Here is a 20,039-nt window from a genome sequence, read left to right on the forward strand (position 1 = left end):
CGGCCCGCACAAAGGCGGTGACAGGCCCGTGAACGCCAGCCAGCCCTCCCTGTACTGGGAAGACGGCGCCATCGTCACCGTGGACCAGCGCGTCCTGCCGCACACCCACCGGCAACTACGGCTGCGCACGGTCGACGAGACCATCGAGGCCATCACCACCCTCGCCGTCCGCGGCGCCCCGGCCATCGGCCTGGCCGGCGCCCTCGGCGTGGCCCTCTCCGCACACCGCCACCGCCGCCCCGACGGCACCCTGGACGAACCGGCCGTACGCGCCGACGCCCAGCGGCTGGCCGCCGCCCGCCCCACCGCGGTCAACCTCGAATGGGCCGTCCACCGGGTCCTGGCCCGGCTCGGCGAGGGTCGACAGGCCGTCCTCGACGAGGCCCTGGCCATGCTGCGCGAGGACGCCGAGGTGGGCGGCGCGATGGTCCGGCGCGCCGCGGACCTCCTCGACGAGCTACTCCCGGACCGCCCGCTGCGACTGCTCACCCACTGCAACACCGGCCGGCTGGCCACCACGGCAGTCGGCACCGCCCTCGGCGTGATCCTCGAACTCGCCGCCCGCGGCCGGGTCGCCGAGGTCCTCGTCGACGAGACCCGCCCGCTGCTCCAGGGCGCCCGGCTCACCGCCTGGGAACTCCGCGAGGCGGGCGTGCCGCACCGGGTGTGCGTCGACTCCGCGGCCGCCGCCGCGATCGCCACCGGCCTGGTCGACTGCGTCCTGGTCGGCGCCGACCGGATCGCCGTCAACGGCGACGTCGCGAACAAGATAGGGACCTACGGCCTCGCGGTCGCCGCGGACCGCGGCCAGGTGCCCTTCCTCGTCATCGCCCCCGAATCCACCCGCGACCCCGCACTGCCCACCGGCGCCGGCATCACCATCGAGGAACGCGCCGCGACCGAGGTCACCGAGTTCGCCGGCACCCCGGTCGCACCGGCCGGCACCGCGGTCTTCAACCCGGCCTTCGACGTCACCCCCGGCGAGCTGATCACCGCGATCGTCTCCGAGAGCCGGGTGCACCGCCCCCGCGAGGCGGCCGCACCCCCTCCCGGCACGGACCTCCCCGACGACGGGCAACTCGCCGCCGAGGTCGCCGCCATGTCCAGGGCGCTCTACGAACGGGACTGGATGCCCGGCACCTCCGGCAACATCTCGGTCCGCTCCGCCACCGACCCCAAGACCGCACTGATCACCGCCAGCGGCCGGGACAAGGGCGACCTGACGGCCCGTGACCTGGTCGCCGTGCACGCCGAGACCGCCGACCCGCTCGCCTCCGACGGCCCCCGGCCGTCCGCCGAAACCGCCATCCACGCGGCCGTCTACCGCACCACCGACGCCCACGCCGTGATCCACGTGCACGCCCCGTACGCCACCGCGGTGGCCGGCCGCTGGGCCCGCGAGATGGCCGCCCCCGGCAGCGGCCCGGCCCCGCTCCCGCTGCGCGCCTTCGAACTCCTCAAGGGCCTCGGACTGGCCGACCCGGCAGCCACCCACGTGCCCGTCTTCCCCAACCACGCGGATGTCGGGAGGATAGCCACCGAGGTGGCGGACCACCTCCAGGACCGGCCGGAGGCACCGCCCGCGCTGCTCATCGCCGACCACGGCATCACCGTCTGGGGCCGGGACCTGGCCCAGGCCCGCAACCGGCTGGAGTGCCTGGAGGCGATCTGCCGGCTCCTCCTGCTCGATACCGGCAACTGGCCGGCCCGGCCCGCCCCGACACCGGAAGGGACCCCCGCATGACGCTCCTTCAGCTGATGCCGGACGACGCACCGGACACCGTGCTGCTGCGCACCACCGACACCACGGTCATCGCCAAGACCCTTGCCGGCCACGGCGTCGAACTGCGCCACTGGCCGGTCCGCGGCCCGGTCACGCCCCAGGACGACAGCGACGAGATCCTGCAGCGCTACCGCGCCGAGGTCGACGAACTCAGCGTCCGCCAGTGCTTCCGCCTCGTCGACGTGGCACGCCTGCACCCCAGCGACGACCCCGCCCGGTCCGCGCAGGCCGCCAAGGCCCGCACCACCTTCCTGGAGGAACACCGCCACGCCGAGAACGAGGTCCGCTTCTTCGCCCACGGCCGGGGCTGCTTCTACCTCCACCTCGACGGCCAGGTCTTCGCCACGGTCTGCGAAGCGGGCGACCTGCTCTCCGTACCGGCCGGCACCCGCCACTGGTTCGACATGGGTGCCCGCCCCGACTTCACCGCCATCCGCTTCTTCGAGGAGGAGGACGGCTGGGTCGGCGACTTCACCGGCGATCCGCTCGCCCGCTCCTTCCCCACCCTCGACGCCCTCGTCGGCACGCCCGAACCGGCGGCCCCGTGACCGACCGTCCCGCCCCCGGCACCCCGCCCCCCGCCCCGGTCGGTGCCCGCGTCGATGCCCCCGTCAGCGCCGTCGTCCTGGACATCGAGGGCACCACCGGCTCGGCCGACCACGTCCACACCGTGCTCTTCCCGTACGCCCGCGAGCGGATCGCCGGCTGGCTCGCCGCCCACCGCGGCGAGCCCCGCTGGACGGACATCCTCGACGCCGTGCGCACCGCGACGGGCACCCCCGACCTCGACGAGGCGGGCGCCGCCGAAGCCCTGCACGCCTGGGCCGACGCCGACGTCAAGGCCGCCCCGCTCAAGACCCTCCAGGGCGAGATCTGGGCGGCCGGCTACGCCGACGGCACCCTGCACGGCCACGTCTACGACGACGTACCCGAGGCGCTCACCCGCTGGCGGGCGGCCGGCATCGCCCGCCACATCTACTCCTCCGGTTCGGTGGCGGCCCAGCGCGACTGGTTCGCCCACAGCAACCACGGTGACCTGACCGGCCTGATCGACGGCTACTTCGACCTGACCACTGCCGGACCCAAACGCGCACCGGACTCCTACCGCACCATCAGCCGCACCCTGGCCGTCCCGCCCGGACGAACGCTCTTCCTCAGCGACGTCCGCGACGAACTCGACGCCGCGGCCGCGGCCGGCTGGCAGACCGCGGCGGTCCGCCGCCCGGACGACCCCCGCGGCCGGTCCGTCGCAGGCCACCCCGTCCACGGCGACCTCACCGGGCTCCACCACCTCCCGCCCGCACCGCCGCCCCCGGCCGCCTGAACGACCTCCCGGCCCACCCACCGAGACAGGACACATGACCACCACCGCCACCCCCGCCGGACCCGCGGCCGGCCCCGCCATCCCCGCAGCCGAACTCGCCGTGATCGGCGGCAGCGGCTTCTACGAACTCCTCGCCGACGCCGAACGGATCACCGTCGACACCCCCTACGGCGAACCGTCCGACGTGATCACCCTCAGCGAGATCGGCGGCCGCCGCGTCGCCTTCCTGCCCCGCCACGGCCGCGGCCACGCCGTACCCCCGCACCGCATCAACTACCGCGCCAACCTCTGGGCGCTGCGCTCTCTGGGCGTCCGCCAGATCCTCGCCCCCTGCGCGGTCGGCTCGCTCCGCCCCGAACTGGGCCCCGGCGCCGTCGTCGTCCCCGACCAGCTCGTGGACCGCACGAGCGGCCGCGCCCAGACCTACTACGAGCGGGGCGCCGTCCACGTCTCGTTCGCCGACCCGTACTGCGCGCACGGCCGGGAAGCGGTCCTGGAGGCGGCCGCCGCCACCGGCACCGAGGCCACCGACGGCGGCACCATGGTCGTCATCCAGGGACCCCGCTTCTCCACCCGCGCCGAATCCCAGTGGTACGCCGCGGCCGGCTGGTCCCTGGTCAACATGACCGGCCACCCCGAAGCGGTCCTCGCCCGCGAACTCGCCCTCTGCTACACCGCCGTGGCCCTGGTCACCGACCACGACGCGGGCATCGACGCCCACCAGAGCGTCTCCCAGGAAGAGGTCTTCAAGGTCTTCGCGCAGAACACCGAACGACTGCGCGCCCTCGTCCTGGAAACCCTCGACCGCCTCCCCAAGGAACGCACCTGCGGCTGCACCGCCACCCTCGCCGGCCTGGAGCTGCCGTTCGAACTGCCGTGACGGGCGGGCGAGCGCCCCGCCCGGCTGCTCTGTCCGCCAGGTGGGCCCGGGGCCTGTGTGTGATCCGGGTCCTGTGGTGTGACATGCCGCAGGTGGCGTAATGGCGGGTCCGGGCCGTTCGGGCACGCGACGCTGAAGGGCCTTGAGCACGGTCGCAGGACCGTGCTCACGGTCGTGTCAGGAGCCCGTGGTGGACAGGTCGGGGATGGACGGTTCGGGGCCCGACCGGTCGCCCCGGCCGGTCATGGAACGGATCCGCGGCGACCGCCGGCCGGGCCGCGGTCACCCGGCACCCCGCCACGCCGCGATCGTGGAGAACAGCGGCTTCGAGGTCCCCCGCCCGCCGGCCTGGATGCGCTGGCTGCCGGTCGGCTACGTCGCGCTGGTCCTGCTGCTCGAAACCGTCACCCCCACCGAATGGGCGGTCAGCTTCCTGCTCATCGCCCTCCCCGTGGTCGCCGCCTACACCCTGGGCCCCGTCAGCGTCGCCGCGGTGACCGCCTTCACCCTCGTCCTCGAAGGCGTGATCGCCGGCACCCCCTGCTGCACCGGCCACAACATCCACCAGCTCTGGGAGAACCACCACGTCGCCGCCTACATCGCCACCGCCCTCGTCGGCATCCTCGGCATCGCGCTGGCCGCCCACCGCCGCCGCCAGGAGCAGTCGCTGGTCCGCGCCAACTCGGTGGCCGAGGCCCTGATGCGCACCCTGCTCCGGCCGGTCCCGCACCAGGTCGGACACGTGCTCGCGGCCGGCCTCTACCGCTCGGGCGAGATCGGCACCATGGTCGGCGGCGACCTCTACGACATCCGCGCCACAAAGACCTGCGAACGCGCGATCATCGGCGATGTCCGCGGCAAGGGCCTGCGGGCCGTCCGCACCGTCGCCGACATCCTCGGCAGCTTCCGCGAGGCCGCCTACGACCAGGGGGACCTGCTCGGCGTCGCGGCCCGGATGGAACGCCGGCTCGCCCGCGAGGCCGCCGAACTCCACGACGACGAACTCTTCGTCACTGCCGTCCTGGTCGAGTACGACGCGGTGGCGGGCGAGGTGACGATCGTCAACCACGGCCACATCGAACCGGTGCTGATCTCCGACGGCGAGGTGACCCCCCTCCTCGGGCCCCCTGCCCTCCCGCTCGGCCTGGGCGCCCTCGCCGACGTGACCGCCACCGCCTACACCCACCGCTTCGCCCCCGGCGACGTCCTGCTCCTGTGCACCGACGGCCTGATCGAGGCCCGCGACCACAACGGCGCCTTCTACCCCCTCCTCGACCGGCTCCGCCACCACTTCACCGACCGGCCCGCCCCCGGCCCCGCCGACGTCGTCGACTTCCTCAACACCGATCTGCCCCGCCACACCCGGATCTTCCACGACGACGTGGCCATCTTGGCCATCGCACCACAGGGGGCGCTGTAGGGGCTGGTGTGAGGGAGGGGCTGGTGTGGGGTGGGGCTGGTGCGGGTGTGGGACTGGTGTGGGTGTGGGGGTGGGGCTGGTGTGGGGGACGGGAGGGTGAAGGGGAGGGATGGGTGTGGGGGAGCGGCTGGTGTGTGTGGAGGGGCCGTCGCGCCCGGGCTCCGTGGTGGGCCTCAGTGCCCGGCGGCCGGCCTTCGGGCAGCGCGCCGCCGCCGACCCACCGCGGCCCGCCCGGCGCCCGTAGACTCCCCCCGCTCTGTCACGCTGTCGTTGGTGTTGTTGTTGGGTTCGGTGCTGGTGCTGGTGCTGGTGCTGGTGCTGGTGCTGGTGCTGGTGCTGGTGGCGGTACCGGTGCTGGTGGCGGTACTAGTGGCGGTCCCGGTGCCGGACTCCGGTAGCACCGCCGACAACGGACGGAACGGCATCACCCCCGCGTACCCCACCAACCGGGAGAGCTGACGCCCCGCCAGCTCCCGCACCCCGGCCAGGTCCAGTCCCGGGTCATGGGCGGTGAGCCGTACCGACAGCCCGGCCAGCAGCGCCTGCGCCGCGGTGGCCACCTCGGCCGGCACGCAGTCGTGGAAAATCCCCTCGGCCAGCCCGGCGGCCACCGCATCGGCGACCGGCTGTTCCGTACGCCGGTTGAGCCGCGCCAGCGCCTCGGCGAGCTCCGGCGAGCCGGCCGCCCGCGACTCCAGCTCCGCCCACAGCCGTGCCTCCCGCACGTCGTCGTCGGTGAACGGCAGCGCGAAGTCGATCAGATCCGCCAGCCGCCGGTCCGCACCGGCCCGCCCCACCTCACCGGCGCCACGGGCCAGCCGCTGCTCGGCCCGGCTCAGCGAATGCGTCAGCGCCTCGGTCAGCAGCTGGGCCCGATTGGCGAAGTGGTAATGCACCAATGCCGTCGAGACCCCCGCCTGCCGCGCCACGTCCGCGATCCGCACCCCGTCGAAACCGTCCCGGGCGATCAACTCGACGGCGGCATCCAACACCCGCCCCCGCCGGTCCACCTGCTCGTGTTGATCCACCTCCGCTGCCTGTCGATCAACGTCGGCTTTCTGACGACCCACCTCTGCGCGACGGTCCGTGGAACCCATGGCCCGATCCTTCCACACCGGGTATTGCCCACCCCCACATCCTGACGTTAACGTCAGGACTCGACATCGGCTGACTTTAACGTCAGCCCACCCATGCCGGCCCGCTATACCAGCCCGCCAGCCCAGCCCGCCATGCCCACACGTCCCCACCGCCGATTCCCGCCTCCAAGGAATGGATGGACGCCATGCCCCGCTACGGCTCGATGTTCGGTCCCGACATCACCTTCCTGGGGGTGGAGCGCTGCACCCTCGACGAGCCGGAGACCTACCGCGAAGCCGACGTGGTCATCGTCGGCGCCCCGTTCGACGGCGGGGTGAGCCACCGACCCGGCACCCGCTTCGGCCCCCAGGCCATGCGGGCCACCGACTACAACGCCCATGACGGCTCCCGGCCCTCCCTCGCCGTGCGGGTGGACGCACTCGCCGATCTCCGCGTCCTCGACGCCGGGGACGTCGAAATGTTCGCCGGTGACATCGAGGGCAGCATCCAGGCCATCGAGGACGCGGTGGCCACCATCGCGGCGAGCGGCGCGATACCCGTCGTCCTCGGCGGCGACCACACCATCGCGCTCCCCGACGTGACCGGCGTCGCCCGCACCCACGGCTTCGGCCGGGTGTCGATCATCCACTTCGACGCCCACGCCGACACCGGGGACACCGAGTTCGGGCATCTGCACGGCCACGGCCAGCCCATGCGCCGCCTCATCGAATCCGGCGCCGCCCGTGGCGACCGCTTCCTCCAGATCGGCCTGCGCGGCTACTGGCCAGGCCCGGAGACCCTCGACTGGATGGCCGACCAGCACATGCGCTCGTACGAAATGAGCGAGATCACCGCCCGCGGCCTCGACGCCTGCCTGGAGGAGGCGATGGCCCTCGCCCTGGACGACTGCGACGCGGTCTTCCTCTCCGTAGACGTCGATGTCGTCGACCCCGGCATGGCCCCCGGCACCGGGACCCCCGAGCCGGGCGGCCTCACCTCGCGTCAACTCCTGGACGCGGTACGCCGCCTGGCCCTCGAACTCCCCCTGGCCGGCATGGACGTGGTCGAGGTCTCCCCGCCCTACGACCATGCCGACATCACGGCCTACCTCGGCAACCGCATCGTCCTGGAAGCCCTCTCCGGCCTGGCTGCCCGCCGCCGCGGCGACACCTGGAACCCCTCCCGCCCCCTCCTCGACGGCCGCGGCACCCGCCCCACCCGCGACCGCCACGCACCGACCCGCCCCTGACACCGCGAAGTGGCCCACCCGTAGGCCCGTCGCGAGCGCCGGTTCGTTATGGGTGCGGTCGCGTCCGCGTCCGCCCCTAAGCACCCCCTGCCCGAGCCTCCGTTCGCTGGTGTGCGTCGCGGGCGGCGTCCACGAAGTTCTCCAGGGCCGCCCAGAACGGGCGGTAGGCGGCATCGAACGCGTCACAGCCGTCGCCCTCACCGGCCAGCTCCTGCTTGACGGCCGCGTAGAACGGGCCCGTCGCCTTCTGGAGCGACAGCGCCGCGGCTGCGGCCGACGGCGGGCCCTCCAACTCGACGACACGCGCACAGCGACGGATCTTGGCGTACTCGGCCACCTCCCTGTCATGCAGCTCAGTCAGCGTCGCCGTCCGGTCATCGGAACCGGGTAGCCGCAGCGTCGCCGAAATCTCCCAGTACAACTCGCCCATGCGGTGTGTCTGTTCGATCAGGTCCAGGTACGCGGTGCGCCGGCTCTCGCGCAGCCGCTCGGCGCGTTGCGAGCGAGCGGCGATCTCCGCCTGGATCCGCGCCGCCTGCGCGCTGCCACGGCTGGTGACCCAACTGGCCAGCACCGCCGTGCCACCGGTTACCGCCGCGATTGCCAGAGTCCACAAGCTGCTGTCACCCACCCGGCGCACAATACCCAGCCGCAGTCGCAGCCCAGCGGCCGCCCGACGCCCACATTCCGCGCCTGCTCGCCACCTGCTCGCCGTCGACCGAACCCTTACGACGGGAACTCGCCCGGCGGCACCTGACTCGTGGTCGCATTGCCGCCGATCACCTTGTTCAAGGTGAACGTCAGCACCGTGTACTGCGTCCCACCGGAAACCTGGACGGTGCGGAAATTCGCCTTGTCGTCGAACTTCTCGAAGCTGCACTCCCGCGTGAAGGAGCTCTTCCGGCTGTTCCAGTCCTCTCCGGTCGTGAAGTACACGGTGTACGAACCGCTGTTGACGCTACGTATGGTGGTGTCGGACCCCTTACGTATGTAGACGGAGAAGGCCGTCCGCGTGCCTCGGGTCAACGTCACCACGGCATCGCTGCTCGTACCGTTCCGCACCGTCAGCCGACCCAGTCCGCCCCGGCTGCTGTCGCGTATGAACGCGCCATTGGACAGCCGTCGGTGCTGCGCCTTTTCCGTACGTGGCAGCCGTAGCGTGGCGTCGTACCCCAGGCTCGTGAGCGCGCGGCCGGCCTCTCTCACGCTCTTCGGGCTCTCCGCCGTATCGAGCGTCACGCGTGGCGAGTCGGCGCACCGGCCGCCACTTCCCCGTGCACTTCTGAGGTCCTGCCCCAATGCCCGTAGCGAAATGACGAGTTGTCCGTTGCCCGCGGTGGCGTTCTCCGGCGTACGGGCGGTCTCCAGGGCGTCCGCGGCCGCCTCGGCCTTACTGGCCGCCGAGTCCAGCGCCCGGTTCAGTGATCCGCCTTCCTCTGCCCGATCGACAGCGTGCAGCGCGCTGTTGAGCGGACCCAGGGCGTTGGTGAGGGCGTGACGATAGGACTCCGGATCGACGCTCGGAGTGGGGGAGGAGCTGGGCGACGACGCCGCATCGGCCCTCGACGACCCACCGGACCCGCTCGCCCCGATCGAGCCACCGGCCCCGCTTCCCCCGTCCGACGAACAAGCCGACAGCGGGAGCGAGAGAGCGAGCACCGCCGCTCCGAGAGCGGCCCCTCGGCGCATACGCGCCCGTGCCCCCGACCTGCCCCGCAGAGACGGCGTACGCCGCACCCACATGTATCTGTTCATGATCCCCCCTGGTCCCCCTGATTCCCCCGGTTCCCCGGTAACCCGGGCCCCCAATTCCCCTTGCGCTGTTATGTATTGCTGTATTGCTGTATTGCTCGGTATCTGAAGGGAACTCCTCAGGACCCTCAGCACCTCAGACCCGCGGAACCCTCAAGAACCTCAGAACCCTCAGGCCCCTCCGACTCGGAATCCCTGGAATCCCTCGGCGTCCCTCAAGTTCGGACGAATCCCTTGGTACGCCTTGTCATCCCTCGGTATCTCTCGCTATCCCTTGGTCTCCATCAGTACCCCCAGAGCCCCCCTGCTTTCGTCTGCCTTCCCTCAAGCTCCAGCCAGTACCTCAAGTCCCGCAAGCAACTCAAGTCTCTTGAGTCCCCGTGTCCCCCAGGCCCCCTGGATCATCCGCACTTCCGGCAACTGCCGAAAGGAACCGGATGCAGAACTAAGGCTTCTCCCAGCCGAGTTGACTGTCAAGGTTGCTCGTTCGGGGTGTGGATAACTTCGCCGCTCGCCGGAATTTCTACTTCCGTACCGGTGCGCCGGCCACCGGTGCGTAGGTCCGGCCACCGGTGCGTAGGTAGGGTCCGCTGCCATGGCAGCGCTGAGTGATCTTCGCCCCCTTGCCGCTGCACGCCTGGACGCCCAGGTGGCGGACTGGCAGGAAGCGATCCGAACGGCCGGCGCATTGCTGGTGGAGACGGGGGCCACGACCGACGCGTCCACCGCCGAGATGATCCGTAACGTCGAGGAGAACGGGCCCTACATCGTCCTCGCCCCCGGCTTCGCCTTCGCCCACGCCCGCCCTTCACCCGCCGTCATCAGGACCGGGCTTTCGTGGGTCCGGCTGTCCCCACCGTTGGCGTTCGGGCACGAGACGAACGATCCGGTGACGTTGGTCGTGGGCCTTGCCGCACAGGACGCCGACGCGCACACGGCAGCGCTGGCCGCCCTCGCCCAGCTCCTGGCCGATCCGTCAACGGCACAGGCGGCAAGATCGCCCCGCCTGTAGGTGCGCCGACCCCGCCTCCGCCCCCGTCCTCGGATGCCGGCTGAACGGCAGCGGAGCGGCTCCCCGCCCCGGGCCTGGGCTGTCCGGGGCGGGATGCTCGCGGGAGGTGAAACGCCGCGGCCCGGCGCGCGGTGCCTTCGCTATCTCGCACTCAGAGCTAAAATTGGGGCATGGCCATGGGGGAGTTCCCCGATTCGCTCGCCGACGTCTTGGCCGGTGTCCAACGGCTGATCCGGCGCCGCCTGCGGGCCGGCCTCACTGCGCCCCCACTGCGCGGCGCCGAGGTGGAACTCCTGCGTCTGGTCGTGGCCCGCCCCGGCATCCGCGTCTCGGCCGCCGCGAAGGAGCTCTATCTCGCCGGCAACTCCGTCTCCACCCTCGTCAACCGGCTCAGCCGGACCGGCTATCTATGCCGTGAGACCGCGCCGGAGGATCGCCGCTCGGCCCTGCTGTATCCCACCCCGGCCGCCTGCGCGCGGCTGCACGACTGGGAAGTCCGCCGGAGCGCCCTCGTACGCGAACAGGTGGCACGGCTCTCCGAGGACGACAGGGCCGCCCTGGCCTCGGCTCTCCCGGCACTGCGCAGACTCGCCCACAACCTGCATGAGGAGGCGGAGGGCTGATGACTCCCGACGAGATCCCCGAGGAGAACTGCGAGGAGGCCGCCGACGAGACCCTCGGCGGCGCATCGCGCGCCGGTGCCCCGGGCCCCGCACCGGCCCCGGACGCCTCCGATGCCGTGCTCTGCCGTGGCCTGCGCTACGCCTTCGGCGAGACCCGGGCCGTCGACGGCGTCGACCTCTCCGTACGTGCCGGCGAGGTCTTCGGCCTGCTCGGGCCCAACGGTGCCGGGAAAACCACCGCGATCCGCTGCATCACCACCCTCCTTCCCGTCCCGGCCGGCATGGTGCGGGTATTCGGGCACGACACGGCCAAGGAGCGGATGGCGGTCCGTCGGCTGCTCGGGTACGTCCCCCAGCAGCTGTCCGCCGACGCCGGCCTGACCGGCCGCGAGAACGTCACACTCTTCGCCCGGGTCTTCGACGTCTCCCGCCGCGAGCGCGCCGCACGCGTCGAGCAGGCGCTGGCGGCGGTCGGCCTCACCGACGCGGCCGACCGCCTCGCCAAGACTTACTCGGGAGGCATGATCCGCCGCCTCGAACTCGCTCAGGCGCTGGTCAGCGCGCCCCGTCTGCTGATGCTCGACGAGCCGACGATCGGCCTCGACCCGATCGCCCGCACCAGCGTCTGGGACCACATCAACGCGGTACGGGCCGCCACCGGCATGACCGTCCTCGTGACCACCCACTACATGGACGAGGCCGACCAGTACTGCGACCGCGTCGCCCTGATGCACCACGGCCGGATCCGCGCCCTCGGCACACCGGACGAGCTCAAGTCCGCCCTCCGCGTCCGTCGCCGGACAGCCCCCGCCCCGGCCACGACGGGCACATCGGCCCACCCGTCCCCGGCCTCGACGTCACACCCCCACTTCTCCGCTTCCCCGCTCTCCTCCTCCCCGCTCTCCTCCCCGCCGTCCTCGGCGGCCCCGTCGCGCTCGTCCGATGCCGCGCCGACGCTGGAGGACGTCTTCCGGGACGTCGCCGGCAGCGGCCTCGACGAGCAGTCAGGAGACTTCCGCGATGTCCGAAGCACCCGCCGCACCGCACACCGCGTCGGCTGACGCCCGTCACGGCGCCGGACAGCTGGACCTGCTGCTGGCCCCGCCGCGCGCCCGTACCGGATGGCGGGTGCTGCCCGCCCGGGTCCTCGCGATGTGCGTGGTCGAGCTGCAGAAGCTGCGGCACGACCGGACCGAGCTGTACACCCGCGCCGTCCAGCCCGCCCTCTGGCTTCTCGTCTTCGGGGAGACCTTCACCCGCATCAAGGCCATCCCCACCGGCGGCACCCCCTACATCGACTATCTCGCGCCCGGCATCATCGCTCAGTCGGCCATGTTCATCGCGATCTTCTACGGCATCATGATCATCTGGGAGCGGGACGCCGGCATCCTCACCAAGCTGCTGGTCACCCCGACCCCACGCGCCGCCCTGATCGCCGGCAAGGCGTTTGCCGCCGGGGTGAAAGCACTGGTCCAGGCCGTAGTGGTGATCGTCATCGCCGCACTGCTGGGCGTGGCCATGACCTGGAACCCGCTGCGACTCCTCGGTGTGGTCGTAGCGGTGGTGCTCGGCTCGGCCTTCTTCTCCTGCCTGTCGATGACCATCGCCGGCATCGTGCTCACCCGCGACCGTCTGATGGGTATCGGCCAGGCCATCACCATGCCGCTCTTCTTCGCCTCCAATGCGCTGTACCCGGTGGCGATCATGCCTGGCTGGCTCCAGACGGTCAGCACAATGAATCCGTTGAGCTATCAGGTCGATGCCCTACGCGGCCTCCTCCTCGGCACTCACGCCCATCTCGCCCTGGACTACGCCGTACTGATCGCGGCCGCCGTGGCCGGTATCGCCGCCGCCTCCTCCCTCCTGGGCCGTTTGGCCCGCTGACCTCGCGCCCTGAGGCCCGCTGGTCATGAGGCCCGCCGGTCATGTGGGCCGGCGTCCCGCGGCGACGAAGCCGGGCACGCGGGCGCGCACGGTGTCCCGCCGGTCATGCCCTGCCGGCCGGCCGGCGCTCATCCGGCCATCGCAGCCCCGTCCGTCGCCGCTCCCTCAGCCGTACGCGCGGCGTCCGCCGTCGTACGCTCGGCCTGCTCCAGCCACTCCAGGTACCAACTCCGGAACGTGGCCGGCGTGCCGTCGTCCGGGCCCAGCAGCAGGGGCTGCATGTCGACGCCGTCGCAGCGGGCGTCCGCCCATATTCGGCCCCGCTCCGGCCCGCTCACCACCAGCCACCGGCGCTCGGCACACCCGATGTGGCACAGGCATATCGCCCCGACGGTGCGGTCCTCGGACCACATCAGCGTCTCCCACCGGTCCCACCAGGCCTCTTCCGCCTCCTCGTGCTCCTCGGCACTCTCGAAGTCAGCCTCGTCGGGCCGTTCCGCCTCCAACGCGTCGAGCAGCTCGGCATCGGGACCGGCCTGGGGAAACGGCTCCAGCAAACGGGCGGGGGTCGTCATATTGCCTCCGTCGCCCACCCACTCCCAACCGCCGCCGGCCGCTCTGCGTACGGGGAAGACGCCGTAGGCCGGGCCCGCCCCGCCCGCGCCCACCTCTCGGAGGAACTCCCGGTACGCATCGGGCAGGCGCACTCCCAACCAGCGCTCAAGGTCGGCCAGTTCGTCCGCTGTGAGCGGGTCGGCCAGCGCGAACCCATGGCCGTGATACCCGAATACCTTCTCCGCGCCCGGTGCCGAGCACAGCCGCAGCACCCGCTCGCGGACCCCCGCCCATGTCTGCTCAGTCATGCTCCCACCGTACGAGGCACCACTGACAACGCCCGCCGCGCAGCCGGCTCGCGGCCGGCGCCGCGACGGTGGGCCGGGCCCGCGGCACGTCTCAGAGCCAGTCCCGCCGCTTGAAAATGAAGTACAGGCTCACGCACACCACCACCATCAGCCCGATGGCGAAGGGATATCCGAACCCCCAGTGCAGCTCCGGCATGTTGTGGAAGTTCATGCCGTAGATCGTCCCGACCAGCGTCGGTGCGAACAGGATCGCCGCCCACGACGAGATCTTCTTGACCTCCTCGTTCTGCTCGAAGCCCGCCTCGGCCAGGGCCCGCATCTCGGCGTTCTGCTGCTGGTTCACCAGAGTGGCGTTGACGGTGAGGATGTCCTGGAGGGCCTGCCGGAAGCCGTCCACCCGCTCCGTGGTGTGCAGGACGTGGTCCGCCACGTCCCGCAGATAGCGGCGCAGCTCCTCGTCGATCGCATACTTCTCGAAGCCCGCGGTCAGGCTCTCCAGGATGCCGTTCAGCGGACGGGTCGCGCGCTGGAACTCCACGACCTCCCGGGAGAGTTCGTAAATGCGGCGGGAGACGCGCGGGTCGCCGCCGAACACCTCGGTCTCGATCTCGTCGATGTCGGTCTGTACCCCGGCCACGACCGGCGCATAGCCGTCGACGACCGCGTCGAGGATCGCGTAGAGCACGGCCTCCGGGCCGCGCTTGAGCAGCTCCGGGGCGTCCTCCATACGGCGGCGCACGGCCGTGAGGTCCGGTGCGCCCCCGTGCCGCACGGTGATGACGAAGTCCCGCCCGACGAAGAGGTGCAGCTCGCCGAAGTCGACCTCTTCGGCGTCGTCCAGATAGCGAGCGGCGCGCAGCACGACGAACAGGGTGCCGCCGTAGCGTTCCAGCTTGGGGCGCTGGTGAGCCTCCAGGGCGTCTTCAACGGCGAGCGGATGGAGATCGAACTCCGAGGCCAGCGTGACCAGTTCTGAGGGGGTGGGGCGGTGCAGCCCGATCCAGGCGAGGGTGTCCGTAGTGGCACGCTGCTGCCGGAACGCGTCGGCAAGTGTGTCGTGGGTGCTGACGCGGTGTCCGTCGCGATACAGGGCGGCGGTGATGACGCTGCTGGCGTTCTCGGCGGGCGGTTCCTGCGGCTGGGAGCCGTCCGCGTTGTCGGCGGGAGGGGGTCCGGCGGGCCGCTTCTTCGCGGTTTTGCGCAGGCCACGCAGGCCACGCGGCCGACGGCCGGGAGGTTCAGAGCTCACGACAGAACCGACCTCCGTCACAAGAGGGGATGAACAGGCACACAGAATCTCGACGCAGGATATCTGCCGCAGATGTCAGCACAGGTCAGGGGCCATGGTGCAGGATGGAACGGGACGTGACGCGGCGTGTGTCGCGTCCGGCGAGCTTTGTATGTTTATCCCTAGAATTGCGCGATGCAGATACCGCAGACAGCCATTGCTCCTCTGGGTGAGGTGATTCGGTGAACGGCCCCGATGCCACCGACGAACAGTGGGAAGGGCTCGCCGAGGTCGTCCCGCTCCGCGGCAGTAGTGAGTGGCCCTCCTGGCCCGACCACCGCGCTCTCCCCGAGGACGAACCGGCCGAGGAGCAGCGGCGGTTCATGGTCATCCGGGTCCAGACCTTCGCGGATGCCCGTGAGGTCGCCGAGTACCTGATGGCACAGATCCCGGTCCTGTTGGACCTCAGCAGCGCCGACACCGACGTCGCCAAGCGCATCCTGGACTTCTCCAGTGGTGTCGTCTTCGGACTCGGCAGCGGTATGCACCGCGTGGACACCAACGTCTTCCTTCTGGCACCGGTCGGCACCGAGGTCGAAGAGGCGGTGACGGGGGCCATCCCCCGTTCGTAGGAAGGGTGATCGGGCGGAACGGTTCTCCGGTCGCGCCACTGCATAGCGTCCGCATATGGATACCGGCAGTGTGCGACCGGCGGTCACCGAGTTACGGCTTTCCGCCTTCAAGACCCATCGCGGCATCACCCTGCCGCTCGGCCCGCTCACCCTCTTGAGCGGCGAGAGCGGAAGCGGCAAATCCAGTGCGCTGCAGGCGTACGAGATCCTCGCCCGCCTGGGAAGCGGGGAGTCCCTGACCCGGGCCGTACGGGACGTCGCGGGCAGTGCATCGGCGTGTGTGCCGGCGGGGTCGCGTCCCGACGAACAGGGCAGACGCGGCTTCCGCATCGGCTGCACGATCGACGGCCCGGCCGGCCCGGTCGACCTCGATCTCGCCGTACAGGCCGAGCCCGAACTCCGGATCGTCGGCGAGCGGTTGACCGGCGGCGGCGAAACCTTGCTGACCACCGCCCTCACCGACCCGGCGCGTCCCGCGGTGCAGGCGGCCTGGCACACCGCGGGTACGACCCCGGTCACCCGCGCTCCGCTGCCCGACGACCGTCTCGGCACGTCGCTGTTGCCGTTGCGCGTCGCCGGCAAGACGGAGGGCCAGCGGCTCGTGCTGGCGGCCGCCGAGCAGGTCGTGGTCGCGCTGCGCTCGGCGTTCGTCTGCGATCCCCGGCCGGAGGTCATGCGGGGGACGAGGGCGGCCATGGCAGCCGGCGCCGTAGGCGCGGGCGGAACGGGGGGCCGGGCCAAGAAGGCGGGCACGGGCAAGGCCGCGGGAAAGGGGGCAGCGACGACAACGGCCGGTAGCTGGGGCACGCGGGCCCGCACCGGGAGCGGAGGCAATGGCGAGGCCGGACGCTGGGGCCGCGACGCCGACGAGGTGCATGACGAGGGGCGGCTGCGGACCTCCTGCGACAACCTGCCCGCCGTACTGGAGCGGACGAGCAAGGAGTGCGCACGACGGCATGCGGTGCTGGTCGCAGCAGTGCGGGAGGCATGCGCCGGCCCGGTCGACGGACTGCGCGCCGTTCCAAGACAACCGGACCAGCCGGTGGAGGCGGCGGCCGCAGTTCCTTCGCCGGCGACACCGGGAGCACCGGCGGGCGGCGGGCGCAGCGGTTCCGGTTCTCAGCGGGCTGGGCAGGGGGCAGCGGCGGAAGAACGGCGCCTGCAGGCCGTGGTCGACCGGGGCACACTCGGCGAGATGCCCATCGAGCAGCTCGGCGACGGTGAGCTGCGGTTCGTCGCCCTGGCGCTGGTGCTGCTGACCGGGCCGGGCGTGCTGGCCATGGATCCGGCCGGGGAGATCCCTTCGGCACAACAGCAGATGACCGTCATGGCCGACGGAATGGACCGCTGCATGGACCGGAGGCAGGCGCGCGAGCTGGTGTCGCTGGCCGTGCGCATGGCGGAACGCGGACATGTCCGGCTGCTGGGCACGGTACGGGACCCCTCGGTCGCCGACGGACTGCCCGGCGTACAGGTGCTACACCTAGGAGCATGAGCGAGGATCTTCATGCGTTGCAGCGACGACTGGCCGAATTCGCGGCAGCGCGGGACTGGCAGCAGTACCACACCCCCAAGAACCTGGCCGCGGCGCTGAGCGTCGAGGCCGCGGAACTCGTCGAGATCTTCCAGTGGTTGACCCCGGAGGAATCGGCGGAGGTGATGTCCGATCCGCGGGTTGCCGGCCGGGTCGAGGACGAGGTCGCGGACGTGCTGGCGTATCTGCTGCAGTTCTGCGAGGCGCTGGGGATCGACGCCTTGGCAGCGCTGGCCGCGAAGATCGAGCGCAACGAAACGCGCTTCCCGGCGGTCCGGCAAGCCCGGCCGGACCGGCCTCGGGAGGGCGGCGAGTAGCGGGCGGGAGGGGGCGACTCCGGGAGCGGGGGCGCCCCCTTGATGCTGAATTATCGGGTCATTACAGGTCTTTCTGGTGTCCTGAGTCGATCGTGTGACGGGTGGGGGTTATGTGACGCGAGGGGAGAGGGGCGCGCGCAAATCGGACTCTCGTCACTCTATGGAGTTATGGATCTATCCACAGCGCCTTGGTTGTCCACAGATTTGCGAATTCCCCTGGCTTTTTTGGCTGTTGGCCCTCACTCTGGGTAGTGAAAGGAGTGCGGGGTGCATGCGAAGGAAGAAGGAAGGAGGGGGAGAGGATGGACGCGGTGCGGATCATCGCGGCCAGCCGGCGCGGCCTGGCGGAGTCGACCACGGTGCAGGACGTGATCGTCGAGGCGTGGCAGGCGCAGGCCTTGGCGGAGGCGATAGGCAGCCATCTCGCGATATGCGGACCGTACGAGGTGCGGTCCCGGGCCCAAGGGCTGGGCGTTGCGAGCGGGCGGTTCAGCGGGGGACTGCCGCGCTCGACGCCGGCCGGAGGTGGACTGCGGGCAGCACAACTCTCCGAGGTGCGCGACGTCAGGGCTGCCTTGTCGGCGCTGTGCCGACTGCTACGTGACGTATGCGAAGCACTGGTCGCAGTGGTGCTGCTCGCCGAGGAGGAAGGAACGTACTGGACCTGCGTGGAGGCGATGGACACGCTCGACGAATCGAGAGACCGCGTTACCGGAATACTGGAGAAATTGGAGGTGCGTGACCCGAACCCTGCCTGAGAACGACAGCAGAAGAATTCTGAGGACAGCAGAAGAAGCCTGACAACAACGGTAGCCCTGCCACGCCAGTTTCCCTGACGCCAGCGCTAGCGGTCACATGCAGCGCCGCCACTCCTTCCGACGGAATGCTCCGCGCACCCTGCGCACCCGCGCACCCTGCGCACCCTGTGCACCCGCGCACCCTGTGCACCCGCGCGCCGGCCCCTTCGCCTGCTGTTGACGGATCGCCCGCCAATACGAGACGGGGCTGCCAGTGGGGCCCACCTACCGCTGACCCGGCGCACCTGTCACGGCACAGCGCACTCGGCCCTGCGCTCTCGCCACCGGCCGCCCTCACCGGACGCCGCCCATTGCCCACCGGCAAAGGTCCGGCCTGCCACCCATAGTCCGTCGCCCGTCGCTTTCGTGCCCTGAAGCCCGCTCATGGGCGGGGCCGCCCCCGACGGGCCTGAATCCGCCGCTCATCGGCGCCACGTGCCGCAGCCGAGGTATGCCAGAGCTCTGTCCCTATGTCCCTCTGTCCCTATGCCCATCGACTGCCCGCGCGGACCGCTGCAGCCAGCAGCGGTGAATGAGCAGGGCAGGGCCCGGCCGGGGCCCGGGGGGCCGATCGGTACCTGAAGCAACGCCATGCAACGAGGCACTGCCGCGGTTGGTCCGCCGTGAGAAGTGCAGGATGGAGGTATGGACCTACGAATCTTCACCGAGCCCCAGCAGGGGGCTTCCTACGACACGCTTCTGAAGGTCGCCAAGGCCACGGAGGATCTCGGCTTCGATGCCTTTTTCCGCTCCGACCATTACCTGAGCATGGGCAACGGCGACGGGATGCCCGGTCCGACGGATGCCTGGATCACCCTGGCGGGCCTGGCTCGTGAGACGAAGCGGATCCGGCTCGGCACGCTGATGACGGCGGGCACCTTCCGGCTGCCGGGTGTGCTGGCCATTCAGGTGGCGCAGGTCGACCAGATGTCGGGTGGCCGGGTGGAACTCGGCCTCGGAGCAGGGTGGTTCGAGGAGGAGCACAAGGCGTACGGCATTCCGTTTCCCAAGGAGAAGTTCGCGCGGCTGGAGGAGCAGCTGGCGATCATCACGGGCCTGTGGGCCACCGAGACAGGAAAGGAGTTCACCTACGACGGGACCTACTACCAGCTGGAGAAGTCGCCGGCGCTGCCCAAGCCCGCGCAGGCCAAGGTGCCGGTGCTGATCGGTGGGCACGGCGCGACCCGTACGCCGCGGCTGGCCGCGCAGTACGCCGATGAGTTCAACATCCCCTTCGCCTCGCTCGAAGACAGTGAGCGCCAGTTCGGACGGGTGCGGGCGGCCGCCGAAGCCGCCGGGAGGAAGGGCGATGAGCTGGTGTACTCCAACGCCCTGGTGGCCTGCGTCGGCAAGGACGATGCGGAGGTGGCGCGGCGGGCCGCGGCCATCGGGCGGGATGTGGACGAACTGAAGGCCAACGGCCTTGCGGGTTCCCCCGCGGAGGTCGTCGACAAGATCGGGCGCTATGCCGCCATCGGCACCTCACGCGTCTACCTGCAGATCCTGGACCTCGACGATCTGGACCACCTGCAGTTGATCTCGGACCAGGTGCAGTCGCAGCTGGACTGAGGCGGTCAGCGGTCAGCGGTGGCGCCGGGGCGAACCGATGCGTTGTTGAGGCGAATCGACTGCGTTGCCGAGTCGAACCAACTGCGTTGAGCCGG

At 71.0% G+C, this 20,039-nt stretch carries 19 protein-coding genes and 1 pseudogene; 15 read left to right on the top strand and 5 right to left on the bottom strand.

The features are described 5' to 3' along the window. Positions 1–28: 28 nt before the first annotated feature. From IG62_RS0123625 to IG62_RS0123645, 5 genes are all read left to right on the top strand, one after another. Positions 29–1,744, top strand: coding sequence for a bifunctional S-methyl-5-thioribose-1-phosphate isomerase/methylthioribulose 1-phosphate dehydratase (locus IG62_RS0123625; RefSeq protein WP_051798477.1), 1,716 nt, complete (start codon positions 29–31; stop codon positions 1,742–1,744). Continuing rightward, on the top strand, positions 1,741–2,331 hold the full coding sequence (locus IG62_RS0123630) for a 1,2-dihydroxy-3-keto-5-methylthiopentene dioxygenase (protein WP_030806711.1): 591 nt from the start codon (positions 1,741–1,743) through the stop codon (positions 2,329–2,331). The genes IG62_RS0123625 and IG62_RS0123630 overlap by 4 nt, the downstream gene beginning before the upstream one ends. Further along, a complete protein-coding gene (gene mtnC / locus IG62_RS0123635) occupies positions 2,328–3,107 on the top strand; it encodes an acireductone synthase (RefSeq protein ID WP_078872190.1) in 780 nt (259 codons plus the stop codon). Before IG62_RS0123630 ends, mtnC begins: the two co-directional genes overlap by 4 nt. Positions 3,108–3,141: 34 nt before the next feature. After that, the gene (locus IG62_RS0123640) at positions 3,142–3,987 is read left to right on the top strand and encodes an S-methyl-5'-thioadenosine phosphorylase (protein ID WP_051798479.1); all 846 of its coding nucleotides are present in this window, start codon (positions 3,142–3,144) and stop codon (positions 3,985–3,987) included. A 190-nt stretch (positions 3,988–4,177) separates the two neighbouring features. Continuing rightward, the gene (locus IG62_RS0123645; protein ID WP_234326708.1) at positions 4,178–5,407 is read left to right on the top strand and encodes a PP2C family protein-serine/threonine phosphatase; all 1,230 of its coding nucleotides are present in this window, start codon (positions 4,178–4,180) and stop codon (positions 5,405–5,407) included. 173 nt (positions 5,408–5,580) lie between these two features. Here IG62_RS0123645 and IG62_RS43345 read toward each other — a convergent pair whose 3' ends face one another. Further along, positions 5,581–6,435: a TetR/AcrR family transcriptional regulator gene (locus IG62_RS43345; protein ID WP_063755386.1), complete on the bottom strand. Its 855-nt coding sequence runs from the start codon at positions 6,433–6,435 to the stop codon at positions 5,581–5,583. Positions 6,436–6,680: 245 nt separating this feature from the next. Between IG62_RS43345 and speB the strand changes: the two genes are divergently transcribed. After that, on the top strand, positions 6,681–7,733 hold the full coding sequence (gene speB / locus IG62_RS0123655; protein WP_234326709.1) for an agmatinase: 1,053 nt from the start codon (positions 6,681–6,683) through the stop codon (positions 7,731–7,733). A 76-nt stretch (positions 7,734–7,809) separates the two neighbouring features. Here the strand turns inward: speB and IG62_RS0123660 are convergent, their stop codons facing one another. Together IG62_RS0123660 and IG62_RS45010 are read right to left on the bottom strand one after the other, a co-directional pair. Further along, a complete protein-coding gene (locus IG62_RS0123660; RefSeq protein ID WP_030806728.1) occupies positions 7,810–8,364 on the bottom strand; it encodes a hypothetical protein in 555 nt (184 codons plus the stop codon). A 95-nt stretch (positions 8,365–8,459) separates the two neighbouring features. Further along, on the bottom strand, positions 8,460–9,032 hold the full coding sequence (locus IG62_RS45010; protein WP_158795078.1) for a hypothetical protein: 573 nt from the start codon (positions 9,030–9,032) through the stop codon (positions 8,460–8,462). A 1,048-nt stretch (positions 9,033–10,080) separates the two neighbouring features. Between IG62_RS45010 and IG62_RS0123670 the strand changes: the two are divergent. From IG62_RS0123670 to IG62_RS0123685, 4 genes and pseudogenes are all read left to right on the top strand, one after another. Further along, positions 10,081–10,488, top strand: a pseudogene (locus IG62_RS0123670) (PTS sugar transporter subunit IIA); the annotation flags it as partial. A 179-nt stretch (positions 10,489–10,667) separates the two neighbouring features. Beyond that, positions 10,668–11,120 (top strand): MarR family winged helix-turn-helix transcriptional regulator, encoded by a 453-nt coding sequence (locus IG62_RS0123675; RefSeq protein ID WP_030806746.1) that lies wholly within the window; start codon positions 10,668–10,670, stop codon positions 11,118–11,120. Beyond that, positions 11,120–12,181: an ATP-binding cassette domain-containing protein gene (locus IG62_RS0123680; protein WP_078872193.1), complete on the top strand. Its 1,062-nt coding sequence runs from the start codon at positions 11,120–11,122 to the stop codon at positions 12,179–12,181. Before IG62_RS0123675 ends, IG62_RS0123680 begins: the two co-directional genes overlap by 1 nt. Continuing rightward, positions 12,141–13,004, top strand: coding sequence for an ABC transporter permease (locus IG62_RS0123685; RefSeq protein ID WP_030806751.1), 864 nt, complete (start codon positions 12,141–12,143; stop codon positions 13,002–13,004). The genes IG62_RS0123680 and IG62_RS0123685 overlap by 41 nt, the downstream gene beginning before the upstream one ends. A 128-nt stretch (positions 13,005–13,132) precedes the next feature. On the opposite strand, the gene IG62_RS0123690 is transcribed toward IG62_RS0123685, so the two are convergent. Beyond that, complete coding sequence (locus IG62_RS0123690) at positions 13,133–13,867, bottom strand: SMI1/KNR4 family protein (RefSeq protein WP_051798485.1); 735 nt, start codon at positions 13,865–13,867, stop codon at positions 13,133–13,135. Positions 13,868–13,958: 91 nt separating this feature from the next. Next, on the bottom strand, positions 13,959–15,116 hold the full coding sequence (gene corA / locus IG62_RS0123695) for a magnesium/cobalt transporter CorA (protein ID WP_030806755.1): 1,158 nt from the start codon (positions 15,114–15,116) through the stop codon (positions 13,959–13,961). Between the two features lie 221 nt (positions 15,117–15,337). Between corA and IG62_RS0123700 the strand changes: the two genes are divergently transcribed. The 5 genes from IG62_RS0123700 (at position 15,338) to IG62_RS0123720 (ending at position 19,944) form a co-directional block, all read left to right on the top strand. After that, a complete protein-coding gene (locus IG62_RS0123700; protein WP_030806765.1) occupies positions 15,338–15,727 on the top strand; it encodes a cell division protein SepF in 390 nt (129 codons plus the stop codon). 55 nt (positions 15,728–15,782) lie between these two features. Continuing rightward, positions 15,783–17,222, top strand: a complete 1,440-nt coding sequence (locus IG62_RS0123705) for a hypothetical protein (RefSeq protein WP_030806768.1) — start codon at positions 15,783–15,785, stop codon at positions 17,220–17,222. Continuing rightward, positions 17,219–17,578, top strand: a complete 360-nt coding sequence (locus tag IG62_RS0123710) for a nucleotide pyrophosphohydrolase (protein WP_030806772.1) — start codon at positions 17,219–17,221, stop codon at positions 17,576–17,578. Before IG62_RS0123705 ends, IG62_RS0123710 begins: the two co-directional genes overlap by 4 nt. A gap of 302 nt (positions 17,579–17,880) precedes the next feature. Further along, positions 17,881–18,336 carry a DUF6099 family protein gene (locus tag IG62_RS0123715; RefSeq protein WP_030806775.1) on the top strand — a complete coding sequence of 152 codons (456 nt, stop codon included), beginning with the start codon at positions 17,881–17,883 and terminating at the stop codon, positions 18,334–18,336. Between the two features lie 684 nt (positions 18,337–19,020). Continuing rightward, the gene (locus IG62_RS0123720) at positions 19,021–19,944 is read left to right on the top strand and encodes an LLM class F420-dependent oxidoreductase (RefSeq protein WP_030806777.1); all 924 of its coding nucleotides are present in this window, start codon (positions 19,021–19,023) and stop codon (positions 19,942–19,944) included. The last annotated feature ends 95 nt before the right edge of the window (positions 19,945–20,039 follow it).

The sequence above is a fragment of the Streptomyces sp. NRRL S-337 genome (genome assembly GCF_000720175.1).
Taxonomy (GTDB): Bacteria; Actinomycetota; Actinomycetes; order Streptomycetales; family Streptomycetaceae; genus Streptomyces; species Streptomyces siderophoricus.